At 64.4% G+C, this 20051-nt stretch carries 16 protein-coding genes and 1 pseudogene; 8 read left to right on the top strand and 9 right to left on the bottom strand.

Translation table 11 applies throughout. The annotated features are described in order from the left end of the window. A pseudogene (locus tag XH87_RS08740) lies at window positions 1–984 on the bottom strand (methyl-accepting chemotaxis protein); the annotation flags it as partial. Between the two features lie 248 nt (window positions 985–1232). Between XH87_RS08740 and XH87_RS08735 the strand changes: the two are divergent. Both XH87_RS08735 and XH87_RS08730 read left to right on the top strand, forming a co-directional pair. After that, window positions 1233–2399 carry an FIST N-terminal domain-containing protein gene (locus tag XH87_RS08735; RefSeq protein ID WP_271586938.1) on the top strand — a complete coding sequence of 389 codons (1167 nt, stop codon included), beginning with the start codon at window positions 1233–1235 and terminating at the stop codon, window positions 2397–2399. Next, window positions 2396–3754, top strand: a complete 1359-nt coding sequence (locus XH87_RS08730; RefSeq protein WP_035714311.1) for a hybrid sensor histidine kinase/response regulator — start codon at window positions 2396–2398, stop codon at window positions 3752–3754. The genes XH87_RS08735 and XH87_RS08730 overlap by 4 nt, the downstream gene beginning before the upstream one ends. 19 nt (window positions 3755–3773) lie before the next feature. Here the strand turns inward: XH87_RS08730 and XH87_RS08725 are convergent, their stop codons facing one another. From XH87_RS08725 to XH87_RS08705, 5 genes are all read right to left on the bottom strand, one after another. After that, window positions 3774–4463, bottom strand: coding sequence for a response regulator (locus tag XH87_RS08725; RefSeq protein WP_035714315.1), 690 nt, complete (start codon window positions 4461–4463; stop codon window positions 3774–3776). Between the two features lie 88 nt (window positions 4464–4551). Next, window positions 4552–5238 carry a response regulator gene (locus XH87_RS08720; RefSeq protein ID WP_271586937.1) on the bottom strand — a complete coding sequence of 229 codons (687 nt, stop codon included), beginning with the start codon at window positions 5236–5238 and terminating at the stop codon, window positions 4552–4554. A gap of 123 nt (window positions 5239–5361) precedes the next feature. Further along, window positions 5362–6543 (bottom strand): c-type cytochrome, encoded by a 1182-nt coding sequence (locus XH87_RS08715; protein ID WP_271586936.1) that lies wholly within the window; start codon window positions 6541–6543, stop codon window positions 5362–5364. A 127-nt stretch (window positions 6544–6670) separates the two neighbouring features. Next, window positions 6671–8386, bottom strand: a complete 1716-nt coding sequence (locus XH87_RS08710; protein ID WP_271586935.1) for a PQQ-dependent methanol/ethanol family dehydrogenase — start codon at window positions 8384–8386, stop codon at window positions 6671–6673. 260 nt (window positions 8387–8646) lie between these two features. After that, window positions 8647–9096 (bottom strand): SRPBCC family protein, encoded by a 450-nt coding sequence (locus XH87_RS08705; protein ID WP_271586934.1) that lies wholly within the window; start codon window positions 9094–9096, stop codon window positions 8647–8649. Between the two features lie 545 nt (window positions 9097–9641). Here XH87_RS08705 and XH87_RS08700 point away from each other — a divergent pair. The 4 genes from XH87_RS08700 to XH87_RS08685 all read left to right on the top strand — a co-directional run bounded on the left by XH87_RS08700 (window position 9642) and on the right by XH87_RS08685 (window position 14802). Then, on the top strand, window positions 9642–10127 hold the full coding sequence (locus XH87_RS08700) for a (2Fe-2S)-binding protein (protein ID WP_035714326.1): 486 nt from the start codon (window positions 9642–9644) through the stop codon (window positions 10125–10127). Between the two features lie 84 nt (window positions 10128–10211). Beyond that, window positions 10212–12554: a xanthine dehydrogenase family protein molybdopterin-binding subunit gene (locus XH87_RS08695; protein ID WP_158667880.1), complete on the top strand. Its 2343-nt coding sequence runs from the start codon at window positions 10212–10214 to the stop codon at window positions 12552–12554. A gap of 139 nt (window positions 12555–12693) precedes the next feature. After that, window positions 12694–13494 (top strand): FAD binding domain-containing protein, encoded by an 801-nt coding sequence (locus tag XH87_RS08690; protein WP_158667879.1) that lies wholly within the window; start codon window positions 12694–12696, stop codon window positions 13492–13494. A gap of 198 nt (window positions 13495–13692) precedes the next feature. After that, the gene (locus XH87_RS08685) at window positions 13693–14802 is read left to right on the top strand and encodes a CaiB/BaiF CoA transferase family protein (RefSeq protein WP_271586933.1); all 1110 of its coding nucleotides are present in this window, start codon (window positions 13693–13695) and stop codon (window positions 14800–14802) included. A 193-nt stretch (window positions 14803–14995) separates the two neighbouring features. Here the strand turns inward: XH87_RS08685 and hppD are convergent, their stop codons facing one another. Further along, entirely contained in the window at window positions 14996–16114 is a 1119-nt protein-coding gene (gene hppD, locus XH87_RS08680; RefSeq protein WP_271586932.1) for a 4-hydroxyphenylpyruvate dioxygenase, read from the bottom strand. A 121-nt stretch (window positions 16115–16235) separates the two neighbouring features. Between hppD and XH87_RS08675 the strand changes: the two genes are divergently transcribed. Continuing rightward, window positions 16236–16715, top strand: a complete 480-nt coding sequence (locus XH87_RS08675; protein WP_035714355.1) for an Lrp/AsnC family transcriptional regulator — start codon at window positions 16236–16238, stop codon at window positions 16713–16715. A 72-nt stretch (window positions 16716–16787) separates the two neighbouring features. Next, on the top strand, window positions 16788–17099 hold the full coding sequence (locus tag XH87_RS08670) for a DUF1272 domain-containing protein (RefSeq protein WP_271586931.1): 312 nt from the start codon (window positions 16788–16790) through the stop codon (window positions 17097–17099). 122 nt (window positions 17100–17221) lie between these two features. Here the strand turns inward: XH87_RS08670 and fahA are convergent, their stop codons facing one another. Continuing rightward, complete coding sequence (fahA, locus tag XH87_RS08665) at window positions 17222–18493, bottom strand: fumarylacetoacetase (protein ID WP_271586930.1); 1272 nt, start codon at window positions 18491–18493, stop codon at window positions 17222–17224. Between the two features lie 210 nt (window positions 18494–18703). Next, window positions 18704–20050 carry a homogentisate 1,2-dioxygenase gene (gene hmgA / locus XH87_RS08660; protein WP_271586929.1) on the bottom strand — a complete coding sequence of 449 codons (1347 nt, stop codon included), beginning with the start codon at window positions 20048–20050 and terminating at the stop codon, window positions 18704–18706. Window position 20051 lies beyond the last annotated feature (1 nt).

Here is a 20051-nt window from a genome sequence, read left to right as displayed (position 1 = left end):
GGTGCCGAGCAGAAATGCGAGGACCGCGCCTGACAGCGTGCCGCCGATGGCCAGCATCAGCACCAGTTGCTCGGTCTTTCCGATGGTCGCCTCCGACTCCGAATCCAGCCGCTGCTGTTCGGCGACGAGGTCCGCCTTCATGGCGGTCGCGCCTTGCAGGATCGCACCGGCCGAGCCGCTCATTTCGGTGACGAGATCATCGACCAGCTTGGCATTGGCGATCAGCTTCTCCAGCGCTTCGCGATAGGCGCCGAGCAGCGCCTTCGCATCCTTCAGGCCAGCGACGATCTTGTCGTCCATGGTGTAGACCGCGCCGAGCGAGTTCTCGACGAATTTCAGCCGCGCCAGTGCGCTGTTCGCGATCGTCTGGTCGGACGTCAGCACGAAATTGGTCGCGGCCGCACTCGCGGTCTGAAATTGGGCGTTGACCTGCTTGGTGCCGAACTCGATCGCCTGTGCTTCGGCGTCGGAAGCGCTGTTGCCGATATCGTCGAGCTTGTATTTCAAGAGGTTGGCGTTGCGCGTGAGCTGGTTCTGCACCAGCAGCCCGCTGTCACGCTTGGCCTGGAGAACCTTTGCGAAGGTCGCGGAGAAGTTGGAAAATTCCTTGGCGAGCTTGTTGAGACTCTCCTGCCGCGCCGGCTTCTTGGCGCTCTTGACGGCCTGGTCTACGGCGTTCTTCAGGCTGCCTTCAGCATCCAGCGCCGCCTTGGCGTCGTCTTCCTTGCCGGTGACGACGAAATATCTGACGGCCCAACGATAGGCGAGCAGCTCGCGGTCGATGTTGCGGGCGAGATCTGCCTCGGAAACGCTGCTGCGATACGACCCGACCCCGGAAGCGACCCGCTCGAAGCCGAAATAGGAGAAGGCCATGCTGCCGGCGGAGATCACCAGCACTGCCGCGAAACCGAGAACGATTTTTGCGCGGAACCTGAGGGCCGGAAATAGTGTGCGCTTAGACGACGACGCGATACGCCCGGACATTCCCACCCCCATTTGTATTCAGCCGCGATCCGGAGGCGCCCCGCCCCCTGACCTGGATGCGCAAAACTAAGGCACAATCGATAAAGGGCGGTAAATTGGTCCCAGCCGTCTCCGGCTCGGTCGGCTTCGGGCGGAACGCCCCGCGGGTCTCATCGCCGTGTTGCGACCAGACGAAAAAGGCCATATTCTTTGGATACTTGTCCAGGAATTCGGCACTAGACCGAGCGGTCCTCGGGGGGAGAAACGGAGTGAGGCAAACCGACTTTCGGTTTGGCGGTGCGTCCGGCGTTGCCGTCGCGAAGTCGAAGGCGGCGGGCGCGGAACAAGCTGTTGCCGAGCTCACCGCTCAGCTCCCGTCCGACGAGCTGACGCTGATCCTGCTCTTTGTCTCCCCCAGCTACGATCCCCACCAATTCATCGCGGAGATCAGCCGGCGATTTGACGGGATTCCGGTCTGCGGTTGCACGACCGCCGGCGAACTGGCCCCCGACGGCTGGGACGAGAACAGCATCGTCGCTCTCGCCTTCAGCCGGGCCGACTTCTCGGCCGTGGTGCGCCCGATTCTCAATCTCGACAGTTTTCGCGTCGAGGACGGCCGCAGGATCGGCGCCGAAATCCGGCAGGAGCTGCTGCGGGTGTCCGCGCACGCCGAGCGCCGAAATCCGTTCGGTCTCGTGCTGATCGACGGCCTGTGCCGCCGCGAAGAGGCCGTGATGTCCGCCATCTATGCCTCGCTGGACGACATTCCGGTCGTCGGCGGGTCTGCCGGCGACGGATTGCGCTTCGAGAGGACCTGGGTGTTCCTCGACGGCAAGGCGCATACGAATGCCGCGCTCCTGATCCTCCTGAATACGTCGCTGCCGTTCCGGGTCTTCAAATGCGACAATTTCGAACCGCGGCCACAGCGGATGGTGGTTACCGAGGCCGACATCGAGAACCGGACCGTCAGGGAGCTGAATGCGGAGCCCGCGGCCCAGGAATATTCCCGCGTCGTCGGCATCATGGACGCCAAGCTCGCCCCCTTCGCGTTCGCGGCGCATCCTGTGCTGGTCCGCGTCGGCGGCTCGTACTATGCGCGGTCGATTCAGCGTGTCGAACCGGATGGTTCCCTGCACTTCTTCTGCGCCATCGACGAAGGCATGGTGCTGACGGCGGCGACGTCGCGCAGCCTCGTCGGCACGACGCGCGAGGCCTTTGCGGAGACGCGCGACCAGATCGGTGAGGTCTCGCTCTATATCGGATTCGAATGCCTGCTGCGCCGGCTCGACGCCGAGCAGCACCAGCTTGCCCGCGACATGTCCGAGCTTTACCGCCAGAATCGCGTGGTCGGTTTTCATACCTACGGCGAGCAGTTCGGCTCGATGCATGTGAACCAGACCTTCACCGGCGTCGCCATCGGCAGGCGCCCGTCGTGACCGGGCTGTGGCAGGATCCCGCAACGGTCGAGCAGCTGCAGCGGGAAGCCGCGAAGCTGAAGAAGATCAACGCAGCGCTGATGTCCCGCGTCGAACGCTCGATGGACCAGCAGCTCAACGCCTTCTCGCTGTTCGAGACCGCCATCGCGCTCGACCGCCAGGTTCGAGACCGGACGCAACAATTGCGCGAGGCGCTGCATTCGATCGAACACGCCAATGAGGGGCTCTATCGCGCCAAGCAGCAGGCCGAGGCCGCAAGCTCGCTCAAATCATCCGTCCTGATCTCGGTCACCCACGACCTGCTGCAGCCGCTGAATGCGGCGCGCCTGACGCTCTCGGCGCTGACCGAGATGATGCAATCGCAGGACGCCGCCCTGCTGATCGATCAGGTCGACCGCTCGCTGGTGACGCTGGAGGATCTGCTGCGCTCGTTGCTGGAGATCGCAAAGCTCGACGCCGGCGCGCTCAAGCCCGATGTGCGTCCCATGGCGCTCGCGCCGCTGCTCGAGCAGCTCCGCAACGAATTCGCGCCGATCTCCGCGCGGCAAGGCCTGTGCTTGCGCATCCGCTCCTCGCCGCTCGCCGTGTCGTCGGACGCGATGATGCTCCGGCGCATCCTGCAGAATCTGCTCGCCAATGCCATCCGCTACACCCGCAGCGGCGGCGTCGTGATGGGATGCAGGCGCCGCAACAATCGCATCTGCGTTCAGGTTTCCGATACCGGACCGGGCATCGCGCAGGCCCAGCAGGAGGCGATCTTCCGCGAATTCCAGCGCGGTGAAGCCAGCGCAACCGACCAGGCCGGATTTGGTCTCGGTCTCTCCATCGTTCGCCGCTTCGCAACGGTGCTCGGGCACGAGGTGCGGCTGTCATCGCAACTTGGCAAGGGATCGACGTTCACCCTCGAGCTCGAGCCGGCCGACCTTGCCGAGGTCAGCGACGAGGCGCACGAGGCCAAGCTCGCCGAACGGCAATATGGCGGGCTCGAAGGCGCCAAGATCCTGCTGATCGAGAACGACCCATCGGGCTCCGAGGCCATGGCCGCGCTGCTGGAAGGATGGGGCTGCGACGTCGCGTCGACGCGATCGGCCGCGGACGCGCTGCTGCGCCTGCGTGAACTGGGCGGCGCGCCGGACGCGATCATCGCCGATCTTCATCTCGATCACGGCGAGAGCGGATTGTCGGCTATTGCCGACATCCGGCAGCAGACGAAGCTGGACGTGCCCGCGATGATCATCACCGCCGACTATTCCGAGAAGGCCGCCAAGCAGGCGAGCCTCTACGGACTCGAGGTGCTGAAGAAGCCGGTCAAGCCCGCCGAAATGCGCGCGCTGCTGTCGTTTCTGCTGACTTGAAGCGCTCGCAGCCTTTCTGCTACTCGGACTGCGCGCGATCGTGCTTCACCCTCATCCCTTCGCTCGCCAGCGTCGCAAAATCGATCTTCGACATTTCGACGATCGCCTTGGTGCGGCTCAGCACATTCAGCTTGCGCAGGATGTCGGAGACATGGACCTTCACGGTCGTCTCGGAAATCTTGAGCTCATAGGCGATCTGCTTGTTCTGCAGGCCGCGCTTGAGCATTTCGAGAACCCGCAATTGCTGCGGCGTCAAATCATGCAGTCGCCTCAACAGCTCGTGCGCGGGACCTGCGGCACGCTGCGGCCGGAGCGCACGATAGGCGTTGGGAACACAGACGAGGCCACGCAGCGCCTCGCCGATCGACTGCGCGAGCTCCTGCTTGGACGAGGATTTGAGGATGTAGCCGGACACGCCGAGCGACAAGGCGCCGGAGATGATGCGCGGATCCTGGTGCGCCGACACGATGACGACGGGCACCTTCGGAAAGGCCTTGCGGATGCGAACGATGCCCGACAGGCCGGTCGTGCCCGGCATCGACAGATCAAGAAGGAGGAGATCGAGCTCGGCTCCCGTGGCCAGCAGCTCGAGCGCGCCGTCGACCGATGTCGCCTGCAGGATCTCGGCCTCGGGCGCCACCATTTGCAGCGCGCCTTCGAGCGCCTCGCGAAACAACGGATGGTCTTCGACAATCAGAAATCGCGTCACGTGTCAGCCATTTTGCCGGGATCGAGCTTGAAGCGAGGATGTATCAACCGGCGCGAGCCGGCTTGATCGAGGTCAATGACAGCGCCGGTCATTGCGGCCTCCCGCGGTCGACCCTTGCACAGGGGCGGTTCCTGGGATCTGGCAGGTCCATCTTGCCGATCTCGATGATCGCCTTGTTGCGGCTGAACAGTCCGAGCTTGCGCAGGATCTCGGTGATGTGCGCCTTGACCGTGGATTCGGCGAGCTGCAGCTCCTGCGCGATTTGCCGGTTCGGATAGCCGCGCCGCAACAGGTCCAAAACCCTCAGCTGTTGCGGCGTGAGCTCGCGGAGCTTGACCTCGAGCGCCTTGCTGGTTTCGGCCTTTCGCCGCCGCGGCGTCGCCACAAAATCTCGCGGCACCGAGACCGAGCCGGAGAGCACGCCCTCGATCGACTGGGCCAGCTCGCGCTTCGACGTCGATTTCGGGAGATAGCCGGCCGCGCCGAGCGCCAGTGCTTCGCGGACCACGTGCTGATCCTCCTCGCTCGACACGATGGCGACCGGCAGGCGCGGATATGTTTCGCGCAAGCGGAGAAACCCGGAGAAACCGGTCGCATCCGGCAGCGACAGATCGAGCAGCGCGAGGTCGACACCCTGCTCGGTCGTCAGGATGTGCAGAGCATCCTCGATCGACATCGCCTCGAGGATGCGGGCCTCGGGCAGGGCCAGCCGCACCGCGTTGCCCAGAGCTTCGCGGAACAGCGGATGATCGTCGATGATCAGGAAGCTGGCCATGGCGCCTTCCAAAGGATCCACCGCACGGGCGGCGGCAGCGCACCCATCCTGCGCCGGTCCGGCGTCGGAAAGATGCGGGATGGACGCTACCACATCTTCCCGATCCCGTCCGGTCAAGGCCGTTCAGTCATTCGATTCCACCTGAACGGTCAGCAGGAAGGAATAGATGCTGTCGAACTGCTCGTCGGTGAAGACCTCCTTCCAGGCCGGCATGCCCTTGGCGGGGCGTCCCTCGTGCACGGTCTTCTGGAACGTGTCGCGCATGTCGTCGCCGTAGCGGTGACGCAGGAGGCGCAGATCGATCTTCCGTTCGCTCTGGATGGCGTCGGGGCCGTGGCAATGCGCGCAGGTTCCGTTGAAGATCTCCTTGCCTGCGCCGACAGTCTCCGCATTCGGCCCAGCTGCATCGCCCTTGATCTCGGTTGCCACCACATTTGCGACCTGCGTCACGCGCGGCCCGGGACCGGCACCAGTCGTGGTTCCCGCCGGCACGACCTCAGCCGCGCCGAAGCGGACCGGCTGTCCGGCCGGCAAGCCGTATTTCACCGCGAGATCGGCGATCGTCCCCTGAAGCTTCGGCAGGATCGCGTCGACGCGATCGCGAAGCTCGGTCGAGCCCTTTGCGAAGCCGATCGCGGCATCCCATGACAGGCCTTCGCCCTCGGTGAGCCGGATTTGATAGCGATCCTTGTAGGCGGTCATGTTCAACCAGCCGGCCACGGGCCCCCAGATGAAGGCGACGTCGGCCCTGCCCCGGTCGAGCGCCTGCATGGCCTCCTCGGGCGACAGCACGGTCACCTTCTGGATGTCGTCGCGTGTCGCCAGAAGGTTTTGCGGCGTGCTGGCGTACTGGACGGCGACGCGCTTGCCCCTGAGGTCGTCCACGCCGCCGATCGCCTGATCTTTCGCGGCGACCAGGGCGTAGCCTTCCTTCGCGAAGGTGCTGGAGAAGATCACGGCGGGGCCCATGAAATCCTCGGAGCGCGGCAGGCCGATCATGGCGTCGCATTGCTTGCCCAGCAGCGTGACCCGCACGGTACGCTTGCCGAAATAGGATTTGTACCAGTCGTAGGTGATCGGCTGGCCGAGCGCCTGCGCCAGCGCCCGGCCAATTTCGACATAGAAGCCCGGCCGCGACGGATCATCGCTCGAGAACGGCAGATTGGTCGGATCGGCGCAGAGACGGAACGGCTTGGTCTCGTCTGCGTGAGCGGTTGCGATCGTCGCAGACGCGGCGACACATGCGAGGAGCCCGGCAACGGCGCGATTTCGGCTCTTGCCGCTTCCTGGATTGATCGGACGCATCCTCATCTCCGGAGGTTTGGAATGGCTGGACCAGGGATTGCGGCACGGGATCTGGCCGACGCCGCAATCGCGCAATCTCGAAAGGCGCGCGCGTATCCCGTCTCCTTCGGGATACGCGCGCCAGGTGTCACTGGACGGAGAACACGAAGAGCGAACCGCCCTCGGGGGCTGCGGCCGTCATCTTCTTCCCAACCTCGCCCAGGAACGCGGGCAATGCAGCCGTGCGGCCGACGACGATGGCGACGTACTGCTTGCCGTCGACACTGTAGGTCACCGGGCCCGCGCCGATGCCGGAGCCGAGATTCCTGCTCCACAGCACCTTGCCGGACTTCGCATCGATGGCGCGGAAGTCGCCATGGATGTTGCCGGCGAACACGAGGCCGCCGCCGGTGGTCAGCGTACCGCCATTGAACGGCAGGTCTTCCTTGATCGACCAGACCTTCTTCTGGGCGATGGGATCCCAGGCCACGAGCTCGCCGAGGAAGCCGCCGGGACCCTCCTTGGTCGGGAATTCGGCGCCCAGATAGAACACGCCGCGCTTGTAGGCGACGTCGGAGACCGACCAGTCCATGCAGACATTGTTCGAGGGGATGTAAACGAGCCCGGTCTGCGGATTGAAGGACATCGGTTGCCAGTTCTTGCCGCCGATCAGGTTCGGGCAGATGTCCTTGGCGGGATGGCCCGGCCCCGGACGCTTGTCCGGGTCTTCGACCGCGCGCATGGTGCTGACGTCCCACTTCTTCGCCCAGTTGGAGAAGACGTATTTCTCCGCCGAGAGCACCTTGCCGGTCTCACGGTTGGCGACGAAGAAGTAGCCGTTGCGATCCGCCTTCATCAGTGCCGGCACGGTGCTGCCGCCGATCTTCAGATCCGCGAGCACGGCTTCGTTGACGCCGTCATAGTCCCAGGCATCGGCCGGCGTGGTCTGGATGTGCCATTTGATCTTGCCGGTGTTGGGATCGAGCGCCAGCGTCGAGGCGGTGTAGAGGTTGGTCAGCTTGCCGAAATTGCCGTCGCCGGTCGAGCGCACACCGGTATTCCAGGGGCCGGGATTGCTGGTGCCCCAATAGACGGTGTCGCTCTTGGGATCGTAGGAGCCGACCAGCCAGGCCGCGCCGCCGCCATGCTGGGCGGAATCGCCTTTCCAGCTGTCGCCGCCGGGCTCGTCCGGGCTGGGAACCGTGAAGGTCTGCCACAGCTGCTTGCCGGTGTTGATGTCGAAGGCCTGGAGCGAGCCGCGCACGCCGTACTCGCCGCCGCCGAAGCCGGTAATGACCTTGTCGCGCACGACCAGCGGAGGCGAGGTGATGACCGAGCCCTGCTTGTAGTCGACGACCTTCGTCGTCCACAGCGACTTGCCGGTCGCGGCATCGAGCGCCGTCAGCTTGCCGTCGAGACGGCCGACGAAGATCTTTCCATCCGCATAGGAGACGCCGCGATTGTTCACGTCGCAGCAGGCATATTGCAGCACGTCATCGGGAATTTCGGGCTCCCAGGTCCACTTGCGCGCGCCGGTCGCGGCATCGAGCGCGTAGACGTATTTCGGACCCCAGGAGCTCGACACGTACAGCGTGTTGCCGACGACGATCGGCGAGGATTCGTTCGAGCGCAGCGACGCCAGCGAGAACGAATAGGCGAGCGTCAGCTTGCCGGCGTTCTCTGTGTTGATCTGCTTGAGCGGGCTGTAGCGCGTATTGCCGTAGTCGTGGCCGGCAACGGCCCACTGGTTCTGGTCGGATTGCGCCTTGATCAGCGAGTCGTTGGCGCGAACGCCCGATGCAGCCGCGGCCAGCACCGCAATCATCGAGATGCCAGCCAAGAATCCCTTCGTTCCAAAGGTCATGTATTCCCTCCGCGATGTTGTTGTGCACGCCACGTTGGGCGCCTGAGCGCGTTGCGCCCGTGATGCGCAGTTCGCCTGCGAGCCATCGTTCGAAATTACAGCATCGGCTTTTCGCGCTTAGTATAGGCGGAAGGTAGTAGTGCGGATCATTGGCGATCTTCGTCGCCCATCTCGTTGTCCGAGCTTGCGTCTTGCCCTTATCTTGCAGCTCGAAATGCGTCATCGAATTCAGGCGGCATCGCGCCGCAATCGCGCATCAGTCACGATGATGGCGCTACCACCGCCGCGAAGTTTTCGAAGAAGTTCGCGGCGAGTTTTCGCGACGTCGAATCGATCAGCCGCGCGCCGAGCTGTGCGAGCTTGCCGCCGATCTGCGCGTCGGCCTCGTAATGCAGGATGGTGACGCCAGGCGATTCTTCCTCCAGCCGGACCTTCGCCCCGCCCTTGGCAAAGCCTGCGACGCCGCCGGCGCCTTCGCCGACGATGCGGTAGCCGTTGGGCGCATCGATATCGGTCAGCGTCACCTTGCCGCCGAACGTCGCCTTCACCGGACCGACCTTCAGCACCACGGTGGCCGTCATCTCCGTCGGCGACGCCATCTCGAGCGATTGGCAGCCGGGAATGCAGCGCCTGAGAATGTCGGGATCGTTGAGCGCAGCCCACACCGTGGCTTTCGCTGCCGGGATACGCCGACTGTCGTTCATCTGCATCGCTTCCACCCCTTTTGCCGTTGCTTGGTACGGCTCGACTAGGGTGGCGCGGGCCGGCGATCAATCGCCAGGAAGTACTAGGAGGGCGCGACCGACGCGGTAGTTGGCATGCCCTCATGCGGGCTCAGCTTCGCTGCATCGCAATAAGAAAAATCAATGACTTAGATCTTCGTCACCTACTACCAAGATCGCGATTACAAAGGCGGGGGCGCGTGCTCCTATTCGCGCAACGGACAAGGCATTCAAGGGAGAAACGACGCGCGACCGGGCCGAGTACAGGGGCCGCAAGCACGACCAAGGCATGCGCTTCTCATGATGGCCGTCGAACATGCCGTCACGGATGCAACCGCGAGCTTTTTCGCAAGCATCCTGCAAAGTCGCGCCACGCACTGGCGGCGGCGGGGAGCATCGTGGCCGAATCGTATATCTGCGACAGCCGCCACGATGACCTTTCGATGACGCGCGGTCACCAAAATCCCAGTTGCAAAGTTCCGTTCGCGCTGTCTCTAATTAGAATAACTACAAACATCTGGGAGGACTTCATCGTGTCTACAGTCAAACTGACGGTCAACGGCAAGGCCGTTGCTGTCGACGTCGAGGACCGCACGCTGCTAGTCCAGCTCCTGCGCGATCACCTCAATCTCACGGGGACCCATGTCGGCTGCGACACCAGCCAGTGCGGCGCCTGCGTCGTGCACATGGATGGCCGTGCGGTGAAATCCTGCACCATGCTGGCAGGGCAGGCCGATGGCGCCAGCATCACCACGATCGAGGGCATCGCCAAGGGTGACGAGCTGCACCCGATGCAGGCTGCCTTCCGCGACAATCACGGCCTTCAATGCGGCTATTGCACGCCGGGCATGATCATGTCCGCGATCGACATCGTGCAACGCCATGGTGGCCAGCTCGACGAGGCCACCGTCCGCCAGGAGCTCGAAGGCAATATCTGCCGCTGCACCGGCTACCACAACATCGTGAAGGCCGTGCTCGATGCGGCCGGACGCATGAAGGTCGCGCAGGCGGCCGAGTAGGGCGGCCGTCGCGAACAAGAAACCACCACTGCCGCTTTCGAGGGAAAGCGCGGGTCAACAAATTTCCGGTCGGGAGGACCAGACATGGGTGTTGAAGGCATTGGCGCGCGCGTCGTGCGCAAGGAAGACAAGCGTTTCATTACCGGCAAGGGCCGTTACGTCGACGACATCAAGCTGACGGGCATGTCCCATGCCTATTTCGTCCGCAGCCCGCACGCGCACGCCAAGGTGAAGGGGATCGACTCCTCCGCCGCGCTGAAGATGCCGGGCGTGGTCGCGGTGCTCACCGGAAAGCAGCTCGTCGACGACAAGGTCGGCAATCTCATCTGCGGCTGGGCCATCACCTCCAAGGACGGCAGCCCGATGAAGATGGGCGCATGGCCGGCGATGGCGCCGGAGACGGTGCGGTTCGTCGGCCAGGCCGTCGCCGTCGTGATCGCCGAGAGCAAGAATCTCGCGCGCGACGCCGCGGAGGCCGTCGTCGTCGACTACGAGGAGCTTCCTGCGGTTGCCGACATGCACGCGGCCATCAAGGCCGGCGCGCCACAGCTTCACCCCGAGGCCCCCGGCAACCAGGTCTATGACTGGGTGATCGGCGACGAGGGCGCCACCGATGCCGCCTTCGCCAAGGCCGCGAATGTGGTGAAGCTCGACGTCACCAACAACCGCCTCGCCCCGAATGCGATGGAGCCGCGCGCGGCGATCGCGGATTATGACGCCGCCGAGGAGCATTTCACGCTCTACACGACCTCGCAGAACCCGCACGTCGCCCGCCTCGTGCTGTCCGCGTTCTACAACATCGCGCCCGAGCACAAGCTGCGCGTGATCGCGCCCGACGTCGGCGGCGGCTTCGGCTCCAAGATCTTCATCTATCCCGAGGAGATGGTGGCGCTGTGGGCCTCGAAGAAGGTCGGCCGTCCCGTGAAATGGACCGGCGACCGCACCGAAGCCTTCCTCACCGACGCGCATGGCCGCGACCATGTGACCCATGCCGAGATGGCGTTCGACGCCAACAACAAGATCACCGGCCTGAAGGTGAAGACCTACGCCAATTTCGGCGCCTACATGTCGCTGTTCTCGTCCTCGGTGCCGACCTATCTCTACGCAACGCTGCTGTCGGGCCAGTACGACATCCCGGCGATCCATGCCGAGGTGATCGGGGTCTACACCAACACCACGCCGGTCGACGCCTATCGCGGCGCAGGCCGTCCCGAGGCGAGCTATCTCATCGAACGGTTGATGGAGACGGCGGCGCGTCAGCTCAAGGTCGACCCGGCCCAGCTGCGCCGGACCAACTTCATCACCCAGTTCCCGCACCAGACGCCCGTCATCATGGCCTACGACACCGGCGACTTCAACGCCTCGCTCGATGCCGCGATGAAGGCGATCGACTATGCCGGCTTCCCGGCCCGCAAGGCCAAGGCGAAAGCCGACGGCAAGCTGCGCGGCATCGGCGTGTCCTGCTACATCGAGGCCTGCGGCATCGCGCCGTCGAAGGCGGTCGGCAGCCTGGGCGCCGGCGTCGGCCTATGGGAATCGGCCGAGGTGCGCGTCAACCCGGTCGGCACCATCGAGATCCTCACCGGTTCGCACAGCCACGGCCAGGGGCACGAGACCACATTCTGCCAGCTCGTCGCCGATCGCCTGGGCATTCCCATCAGCCAGGTCTCGATCGTCCATGGCGACACCGACAAGGTGCAGTTCGGCATGGGCACCTACGGCTCACGCTCCGCCGCCGTCGGCCTCACCGCGATCCTGAAGGCCATGGAGAAGATGGAATCCAAGGCCAAGAAGATTGCGGCGCATGCGCTGGAAGCGTCGGAAGCCGACATCGTCATCGAGAACGGCGAGTTCAAGGTGACCGGCACCGACAAGGCGATCGCCCTGCCGATGGTCGCGCTCGCCGCCTATACCGCACACAACCTGCCTGACGGCATGGAGCCGGGCCTGAAGGAGAGCGCCTTCTACGACCCGACCAACTTCACCTTCCCGGCCGGCGCCTATATCTGCGAGCTCGAGGTCGATCCCGGCACCGGCAAGACCTCCTTCGTCAACTTTGTCGCCGCCGACGATTTCGGCCGGCTGATCAACCCGATGATCGTCGAAGGCCAGGTTCATGGCGGCCTCGCGCAGGGGATTGGTCAGGCGCTGCTGGAGCACGCGCTCTACGATGCCAACGGCCAGCCGGTCACGGCCTCGTTCATGGACTACGCCATGCCGCGCGCCGACGATTTGCCCTCGTTCAATCTCTCGCACACCACGACGCTGTGCCCCGGCAATCCGCTGGGCATCAAGGGTTGCGGAGAGGCCGGCGCAATCGGGGCTTCAGCGGCCGTGATCAACGCGATCACGGATGCGATCGGCAAGAACAATCTGGAAATGCCCGCAACCCCCGACCGGGTGTGGCGCACGATCCACGCGGCTTGACCGCTCATCATCGTCATTCCGGGGCGACGCGAAGCGTCGAACCCGGAATCTGGAGCCACGAATTCAACCTCGAGATTCCGGGTCTGCGCCATCAGGCGCATCCCGGAATGACAGAGAAAAGATTTCAGGAGCAACCAAGATGTACCAGACCACTTATCATCGCGCTTCCTCGGTCGACGAAGCCGTGAGCCTGTTCGGCAAGAGCAGCGAGGCGAAATTCCTGGCCGGCGGACAGACACTGCTGCCGGTCATGAAGCAGCGGCTTGCCGCCCCCTCCGACGTGATCGACCTTGCCAGGATCAAGGATCTGATCGGCGTCGAAGCTTCCGGCGACACACTGACCATCAAGGCCGCCACGCCGCATTATGATGTGGCGACCAGCGACACCGCGAAGAAGGCGATCCCTGCGCTCGCCTATCTGGCGTCCCTGATCGGCGACCCCGCCGTGCGCTACCGCGGCACGATCGGCGGCTCGATCGCCAACAACGATCCCGCCGCGGACTATCCGGCCGCCCTGCTCGCGCTCGGCGCCACCGTGAAGACCAACAAGCGGTCAATCCCGGCGGATGACTTCTTCAAGGGCCTGTTCACCACGGCGCTCGAAGACGGCGAGATCATTACCGCGGTGTCGTTCCCCGTGCCGGCGAAGGCAGGCTACGAAAAAATGCGGCACCCGGCCTCGCGCTTCGCGCTGACCGGCGTGTTCGTCGCGCAGACCAAATCGGGCGAGGTTCGAGTGGCCGCCACCGGCGCCTCGCAGAATGGGGTGATGCGGGTGCCCGCAATCGAAGCCGCGCTGAAGGCGAACTGGTCGCCGTCTGCGATCGACGGCGTCAGCATTCCGGCGAGCGGACTGCTCGCTGACATCCACGGCACGGCGGAATATCGCGCCAACCTCGTCAAGGTGATGGCGCAGCGCGCCGTGGCCGCGGCGGGCTGATAGCGTCTCGACACAAATTTTCCGCGGCGCGCACTTCGGTGCGCGCCGTTTTATTTGGCCATGCGTCATGAAAACCGCTTGCCTCGCTGACGGGAAGGCGAGAGAAGTTAATCGGCCGATTAACTCGCCCCACAGAAGAAATGTCAGCGACGATGGCCGGATCACCGGCGTCCGCCCGCGACCCGAGGAAACAACAACGTGCTCGACAAACCAACCCCCACCTCGACCGTCCGCACCTCCGGCCCGCTCTCGGGCTTCCGCATCGTCGAGTTCGCCGGCATCGGGCCCGGCCCGTTCGCCTGCATGATGCTGGCCGACATGGGCGCCGACGTCGTCACGCTCGACCGCGTCGGCGCGAAGAAGAGCATGAAGTCGGTGGCCGGGCGCGGCCGCAAGGTGATCGAGCTCGACCTCAAGGACAAGGCGGCGATCGCACAAGTGCTGGATCTGCTCGCGAGCGCGGACGCGCTGGTCGAGGGTTTTCGCCCCGGCGTGATGGAGCGGCTCGGGCTCGGGCCGGACGTCGTGCTCGCGCGCAATCCGAAGCTGGTCTATGGCCGCATGACCGGCTGGGGCCAGGAGGGACCGCTCGCAAACGCGGCCGGCCACGACATCAATTACATATCGATCACCGGCGCTCTCGCGGCGATCGGCACGAAGGAGGCGCCGGTGCCACCGCTCAACCTGGTCGGCGACTTCGGCGGCGGTGCGCTCTATCTCGTCGTCGGCGTACTCGCAGCACTGCTGGAAGCGCAGAAGTCGGGCAAGGGCCAGGTGGTGGACGCGGCGATGTGCGACGGCGCGGCCTCGCTGATGTCGTTCTTCTTCGACATGGCGACGATGGGGCGCTGGACCGAGCAGCGCAACCAGAACTTCCTCGACGGCGGCGCGCATTTCTACGGCGTCTACGAATGCGCCTGCGGGCACTTCGTCTCGATCGGCTCGATCGAGCCGCAATTCTACGCGCTGCTGCGCGAGCATGCGGGACTGACGGATGCGGATTTCGACGCGCAGATGGATTCCAAGGCCTGGCCGGCGCTGAAGGAGAAGCTGAAGGCCGTGTTCAAGACCAAGACGCGCGAGGATTGGTGCAAGATCATGGAAGGCACCGACATCTGCTTCGCGCCGGTGCTGACGATGTCGGAAGCGACAAAGCATCCGCACATGGTCGCCCGCAACGTCTTCATCGAACGCCACGGCGTGAAGCAGCCGGCCCCGGCGCCGCGGTTCTCGCGCACGCCGTCGGCGGCGCGCGAGCCGGAAGGTGCGGAGATCGGCGCGGTAACGAAGGCGTGGGCGGGGCGTTAGGCCCTTGCTCTTGCCACAACTTCCGCTGTCGTCCCGGCGAACGCCGGAATCCATAACCACGGGGAGTGGTTTGGCGAAGACTCGGAGTTCGGTACTCCCGCCTATCGCGATCGGCAGATCACGCGGCATGGGTCCCGGCGTTCGCCGGGACGACACCAGTGATGTGGATGTAACTCGCGTCTAACGCATGCGCCTAAGCCGCGTTGTCCACCTTCAACACCCCGCGCCGGATCTGATCCTCCTCGATCGACTCGAACAGGGCCTTGAAATTGCCCTCGCCAAAGCCGTCGTCGCCCTTGCGCTGGATGAACTCGAAGAAGATCGGGCCGATCGCGTTGGCCGAGAAGATCTGGAGCAGCACCTTGGTCTGGCCGCCGTCGACCACGCCCTCGCCGTCGATCAGGATGCCGTTCTTCCGGAGCCGTGCGACGTCCTCGCCATGCCTGGGCAGGCGCGCATCGATCCGCTCGAAATAGGTGTCGGGCGGCGACGGCATGAACGGCAGGCCGGCGCCGCGCAGATCTTCGATGGTGCGGTAGATGTCGCGGCAGCCGCAGGCGATGTGCTGGATGCCCTCGCCGCGATAGGTCTTCAGATATTCCTCGATCTGGCCGGAATCGCCGGCGTCCTCGTTGATCGGAATCCGGATCTTGCCGTCGGGACTGGTCAGCGCGCGCGAGAACAGGCCGGAGGCGCGGCCCTCGATGTCGAAGAAGCGGATCTGGCGGAAGTTGAACAGCTTCTCGTAGAAGCCGGCCCAGACGTCCATGCGGCCGCGATGGACGTTGTGGGTGAGATGGTCGAGATAGAACAGGCCGGCGCCGACCGGCCGCGGGTCGCGTGCGCCGAGCCATTCGAACTCGGCATCATAGGCCGAGCCATTGGCGCCGTAGCGGTCAACGAGATAAAGCAGGCTGCCGCCGATCCCCTTGATGGCGGGGACGTCGAGCGTCTTCTGCGCCGATGACACGTCGGCCGGCTCGGCGTCGAGCGAAATGGCGCGGTCATAGGCCGCCTTCGCGTCGACGACGCGAAAGGCCATCGAGGGCGCACAGGGGCCGTGCGCGGCGACGAACTCGTAGCCGTGGGTGCCGGGCTGCTCGTTGACGAGATAGTTGATGTCGCCCTGGCGATAGACCGTGATCTTCTTGGTTCTGTGGCGCGCGACGGGCGCATAGCCCATCAGCTTGAACAGCGCGTGCAGCTCTTCCGGATTGGGATGCGCATATTCGACGAACTCGAACCCGTCGGTCCCCATCGGATTGTCGGCGCTGATCGTGGCGGGCGGTGCATCGTGCGGAAACGGACCCATGCTGCTCTCCCAAATGGCTGCTGGGAGGAACTATCCTTCATGGGGCGCGCAAGGGGCGTGCAAACGGGACGCGATTTCGCTATTCTATGCACGGTTTGTGCAAGCAATGGACGATTGACGCATGATTCCTGTAGACGCCTTTGACCTCAAGATCCTGGGCGCACTCCAGGATGACGGCCGCCTCACCAACCAGGAGCTCGCCGAGCTCGCTGGCCTCTCCGCCTCGCAATGCTCGCGGCGGCGGATGCGGCTGGAGGAGGAGAAGGTGATCGCGGGCTATCATGCCGATCTCTCCAGCGAGGCACTCGGCTTCGGCGTGATCGCCTTCATCCAGGTCGGGCTTGCGACCCATTCACCGGACAATTCCAAGCGGTTTCGCGCGCTGGTGAACCGGATCGACGAGATCCAGGAGGCCTATTCGCTGACCGGCGATGCCGATTACGTGCTGAAAGCCGTGCTACGCGATCTCAAGGGCCTGTCCAACCTCGTCAACGACGTCTTGATGCCGCATCAAAGCGTCGCGCATGTGCGCTCGTCGATCGTGCTCGACAGGCTGAAGGAGAGCTCGCGATTGCCGCTGAAGGAGATCAAGCCCGGCTGAAATCGAGGGAACTACGTCATTCGCGCAGGCCGCGCGATCTGCGATGATTCGCATCAGTCCGGAGATTCGACCATGGCCCTCCAGCTGCGACCGAACTGCGAATATTGCGACCGTGACCTGCCGCCTGATGCAATGGATGCGCGGATATGCTCCTACGAATGCACATTCTGCGCGGACTGCGTCGAGACCAAGCTCTTCAATGTCTGCCCGAATTGCGGCGGCGGATTCGCGCCGCGCCCGATCAGGCCGACGCAGGAATGGCGGCCCGGCGTGTGCACGACGAAGCAGGCGCCGTCCGACAAGCGGGTGCATTTGAAGTACAGCGTCGAGGACGTCGCGGCGCATTGCGCGCGGATCAAGGATGTGCCGCCGGAGAGACGGTAGGCTCTCTCCACCTCGTCATTGCGAGGAGCCCTTGCGACGAAGCAATCCAGAATCTTTCCGCTGAGAGATTCTGGATTGCTTGGCTACGCTCGCAATGACGGAGTTCGTGGCAACGGCGGAGGCTACTCCGCCGCCAAAATCGTCCCCTCGACCTCACCGAACCCGACACGGTAGCCATTGCCCTGGCACCAGCCGCGCATCACGAGGCTGTCGCCGTCTTCCAGGAACGAGCGCTTGGCGCCGCCGGGCAATTCCACGGGCTCGGTGCCGTTCCAGCTGATCTCCAGAAGACTGCCGCGCTGGTTCTTCTCCGGCCCTGAGATCGTGCCGGACCCCAAGAGATCGCCGACATTCATGGCGCAGCCGGATGACGCGTGGTGCATCAGCTGCTGCACCGAGGACCAGTACATGTACTTGAAATTGGTGCGGCTGATGCTGGCAGGCGCATTGGCACCCGCCGCGCGCAAGGAGACGTCGAGCTCGACATCGTAGTTCTGAGGCTTCGTCTGCTTGAGATAGTCGAGCGGCACCGGCTCCTGCTCCGGTCCCTTCAGGCGGAACGGCTCCAGCGCCTCGCGCGTCACCACCCACGGGCTGATCGAGGTCGCGAACGCTTTCGCGAGGAACGGGCCGAGCGGCACATATTCCCATTGCTGGATGTCGCGCGCGCTCCAGTCGTTGAGCAGCACGAAGCCGAAGATCATCTCCTCGGCCTGGCTCTCGCTCAGCATGCCGCCCATCGGCGAGCCCTGGCCGATGACGACGCCCATCTCCAGCTCGAAATCGAGTCGCCTGCACGGCGCGAAGCTCGGCACGTCCACATTCGGCGGCTTGAGCTGCCCGCGCGGTCGTTTCACTGGGGTGCCCGACACCACGACGGTGGAGGCGCGGCCGTTATACGCGATCGGCATGTGCAGCCAGTTGGGTTGCAGCGCATTGTCCTTGCCGCGGAACATCACGCCGACATTGGTGGCGTGCTCCTTGGAGGAATAGAAATCGGTATAGCCGGAGACAGCGAACGGCAGATGCAGTCTTGCCTCGCGCATCGGCACCAGCGCCCGTTTGCGCAGCTCCTCATTGTCGCGCAGCTCGGGATGATCGTGACGCAGCAGCTCGCTGATCCGCGCCCGCGTCCTGCTCCAGAGCTTCGGTCCGAGTGCCATGAAGGCGTTGAGCGACGACCCGGAGAACACGCCGAGCGGACCGACATCGAGCCGTGAATCCTGCTCGAGCTCCCAGAGATCGAGCACGTAGTTTCCGATCGCGACGCCGACCCGCGGCGTCGGATTGGCCGCGGTCGAGAACACGCCATAGGGCAGATTCTGGATCGGGAAGTCGGAGGAAGGATCGACGTCGATGAAGGAGCGGAGACTGGGGTCGTTCGGGTGGGGCATTGGTTTCCCGTGGCGCAACGGTGATGGTGTCACCCTCCCCTGGAGGGGGAGGGTCGGCTCGTATTGAGCGCAGCGAAATATGAGACGGGGTGGGGTGATCTCTCAACACGGGAAGTGTTCGTCGCGGAGAGACCGTCACCCCACCCCGCTACGCATTCCGCTTCGCTGCATGCGTAGCGACCCTCCCCCTCCAGGGGAGGGTAAGAAACCTCACGGCTTGTTCGGATCGAACTTCTTCTCCAGGCCCTTCCAGCAGTCGGCGTAATCGTCCTGCAGCGTGGACGCATTCGCCGCATGCGCGGTGACGCGCTGCGGATATCGCGTCTCGAACATGAAGGCCATGGTGCCGGTCAGCTTCACCGGCTTCAGCTCGCCATTGCTGGCGTGCTCGAAGGCGTCGCGGTCCGGGCCGTGCGGCAGCATGCAATTGTGCAGGCTCATGCCGCCGGGGACGAAGCCCTGCGGCTTGGCGTCGTAGACGCCGTAGATCAGGCCCATGAACTCGCTCATGATGTTCATGTGGTACCAGGGCGGACGGAAGGTGTTGTCGGCGACCATCCAGCGCTCGGGGAAGATCACGAAGTCGATATTCGCGGTGCCAGCGGTCTCCGACGGCGACGTCAGCACCGTGAAGATCGAAGGATCGGGATGATCGAAGCCGATCGCACCGACCGGCGAGAAGGTGCGCAGATCGTATTTGTACGGCGCGTAATTGCCGTGCCAGGCGACGACGTCGATCGGCGAATGCGGCAGCGTGGTCTTGAACAGCGAGCCGCCCCATTTCACGTAGAGTTCGGTCGGCGTGTCCTTGTCCTCGTAATATGCCACCGGCGTCAGGAAGTCGCGCGCATTGGCGAGACAGTTGGCGCCGATCGGTCCGCGCTCCGGCAGCGTGAAGGCGCCGCCGTAATTCTCGCAGAGATAGCCGCGCGCGGGACCATTCGGAATTTCGACGCGGAACTTGACGCCGCGCGGAATCACCACGATCTCGCCGGGCTCGGCGTCGATGCGGCCGAACTCGGTGACGAGGCGAAGATTGCCCTGCTGGAGCACGAACATCAGCTCGCCGTCGGCATTGTAGAAATGCTGGTCCACCATCGACTTGGTGATGAGGTAGACGTGCGCGGCCATGCCTGCTTGCGTGTTGACGTCACCCGCCGTCGTCATGGTCTGCACGCCCTGGATGAAGGTGACCTCCGCCTTCGGGAGCGGTGTCGGATCCCAGCGCAGCTGCGCGATCGGCAGGTCGTATTCATGGCACGGCGCCGAGCGCCACAGGCCGGCATCGACCTTCTCGAAGCGGCCGGAGTGCTTCACCGAGGGGCGGATGCGGTACAGCCAGGAGCGTTCATTGGTGCCGCGCGGCGCGGTGAAGGGCGAGCCGGAGAGCTGCTCGGCATAGAGCCCGTAGGCGCAGCGTTGCGGCGAGTTGCGCCCGATCGGCAGCGCGCCCGGCAGCGCTTCGGTCTCGAAGCTGTTGCCGAAGCCGGACATGTAGCCCGGCGTGACCTGGGCCGAGCTGCGGACGATCTGGTCAGGCGAGGTATTGATGTTCATG

Source organism: Bradyrhizobium sp. CCBAU 53415, from assembly GCF_028128735.1.
Lineage (GTDB): Bacteria > Pseudomonadota > Alphaproteobacteria > Rhizobiales > Xanthobacteraceae > Bradyrhizobium.
This window is presented reverse-complemented; position numbering and strand designations above follow the sequence as displayed.

What these genes read in the sequence shown, in the direction of transcription:
- XH87_RS08715 (WP_271586936.1), bottom strand. Translation starts at nt 6,543, where the DNA reads ATGCGTCCGATCAATCCAGGAAGCGGCAAGAGCCGAAATCGCGCCGTT.
- fahA (WP_271586930.1), bottom strand. Translation starts at nt 18,493, where the DNA reads ATGCCCCACCCGAACGACCCCAGTCTCCGCTCCTTCATCGACGTCGAT.
- XH87_RS08705 (WP_271586934.1), bottom strand. Translation starts at nt 9,096, where the DNA reads ATGCAGATGAACGACAGTCGGCGTATCCCGGCAGCGAAAGCCACGGTG.
- hppD (WP_271586932.1), bottom strand. Translation starts at nt 16,114, where the DNA reads ATGGGTCCGTTTCCGCACGATGCACCGCCCGCCACGATCAGCGCCGAC.
- XH87_RS08695 (WP_158667880.1), top strand. Translation starts at nt 10,212, where the DNA reads ATGGGTGTTGAAGGCATTGGCGCGCGCGTCGTGCGCAAGGAAGACAAG.
- XH87_RS08690 (WP_158667879.1), top strand. Translation starts at nt 12,694, where the DNA reads ATGTACCAGACCACTTATCATCGCGCTTCCTCGGTCGACGAAGCCGTG.
- XH87_RS08720 (WP_271586937.1), bottom strand. Translation starts at nt 5,238, where the DNA reads ATGGCCAGCTTCCTGATCATCGACGATCATCCGCTGTTCCGCGAAGCT.
- XH87_RS08670 (WP_271586931.1), top strand. Translation starts at nt 16,788, where the DNA reads ATGGCCCTCCAGCTGCGACCGAACTGCGAATATTGCGACCGTGACCTG.
- hmgA (WP_271586929.1), bottom strand. Translation starts at nt 20,050, where the DNA reads ATGAACATCAATACCTCGCCTGACCAGATCGTCCGCAGCTCGGCCCAG.
- XH87_RS08675 (WP_035714355.1), top strand. Translation starts at nt 16,236, where the DNA reads ATGATTCCTGTAGACGCCTTTGACCTCAAGATCCTGGGCGCACTCCAG.
- XH87_RS08710 (WP_271586935.1), bottom strand. Translation starts at nt 8,386, where the DNA reads ATGACCTTTGGAACGAAGGGATTCTTGGCTGGCATCTCGATGATTGCG.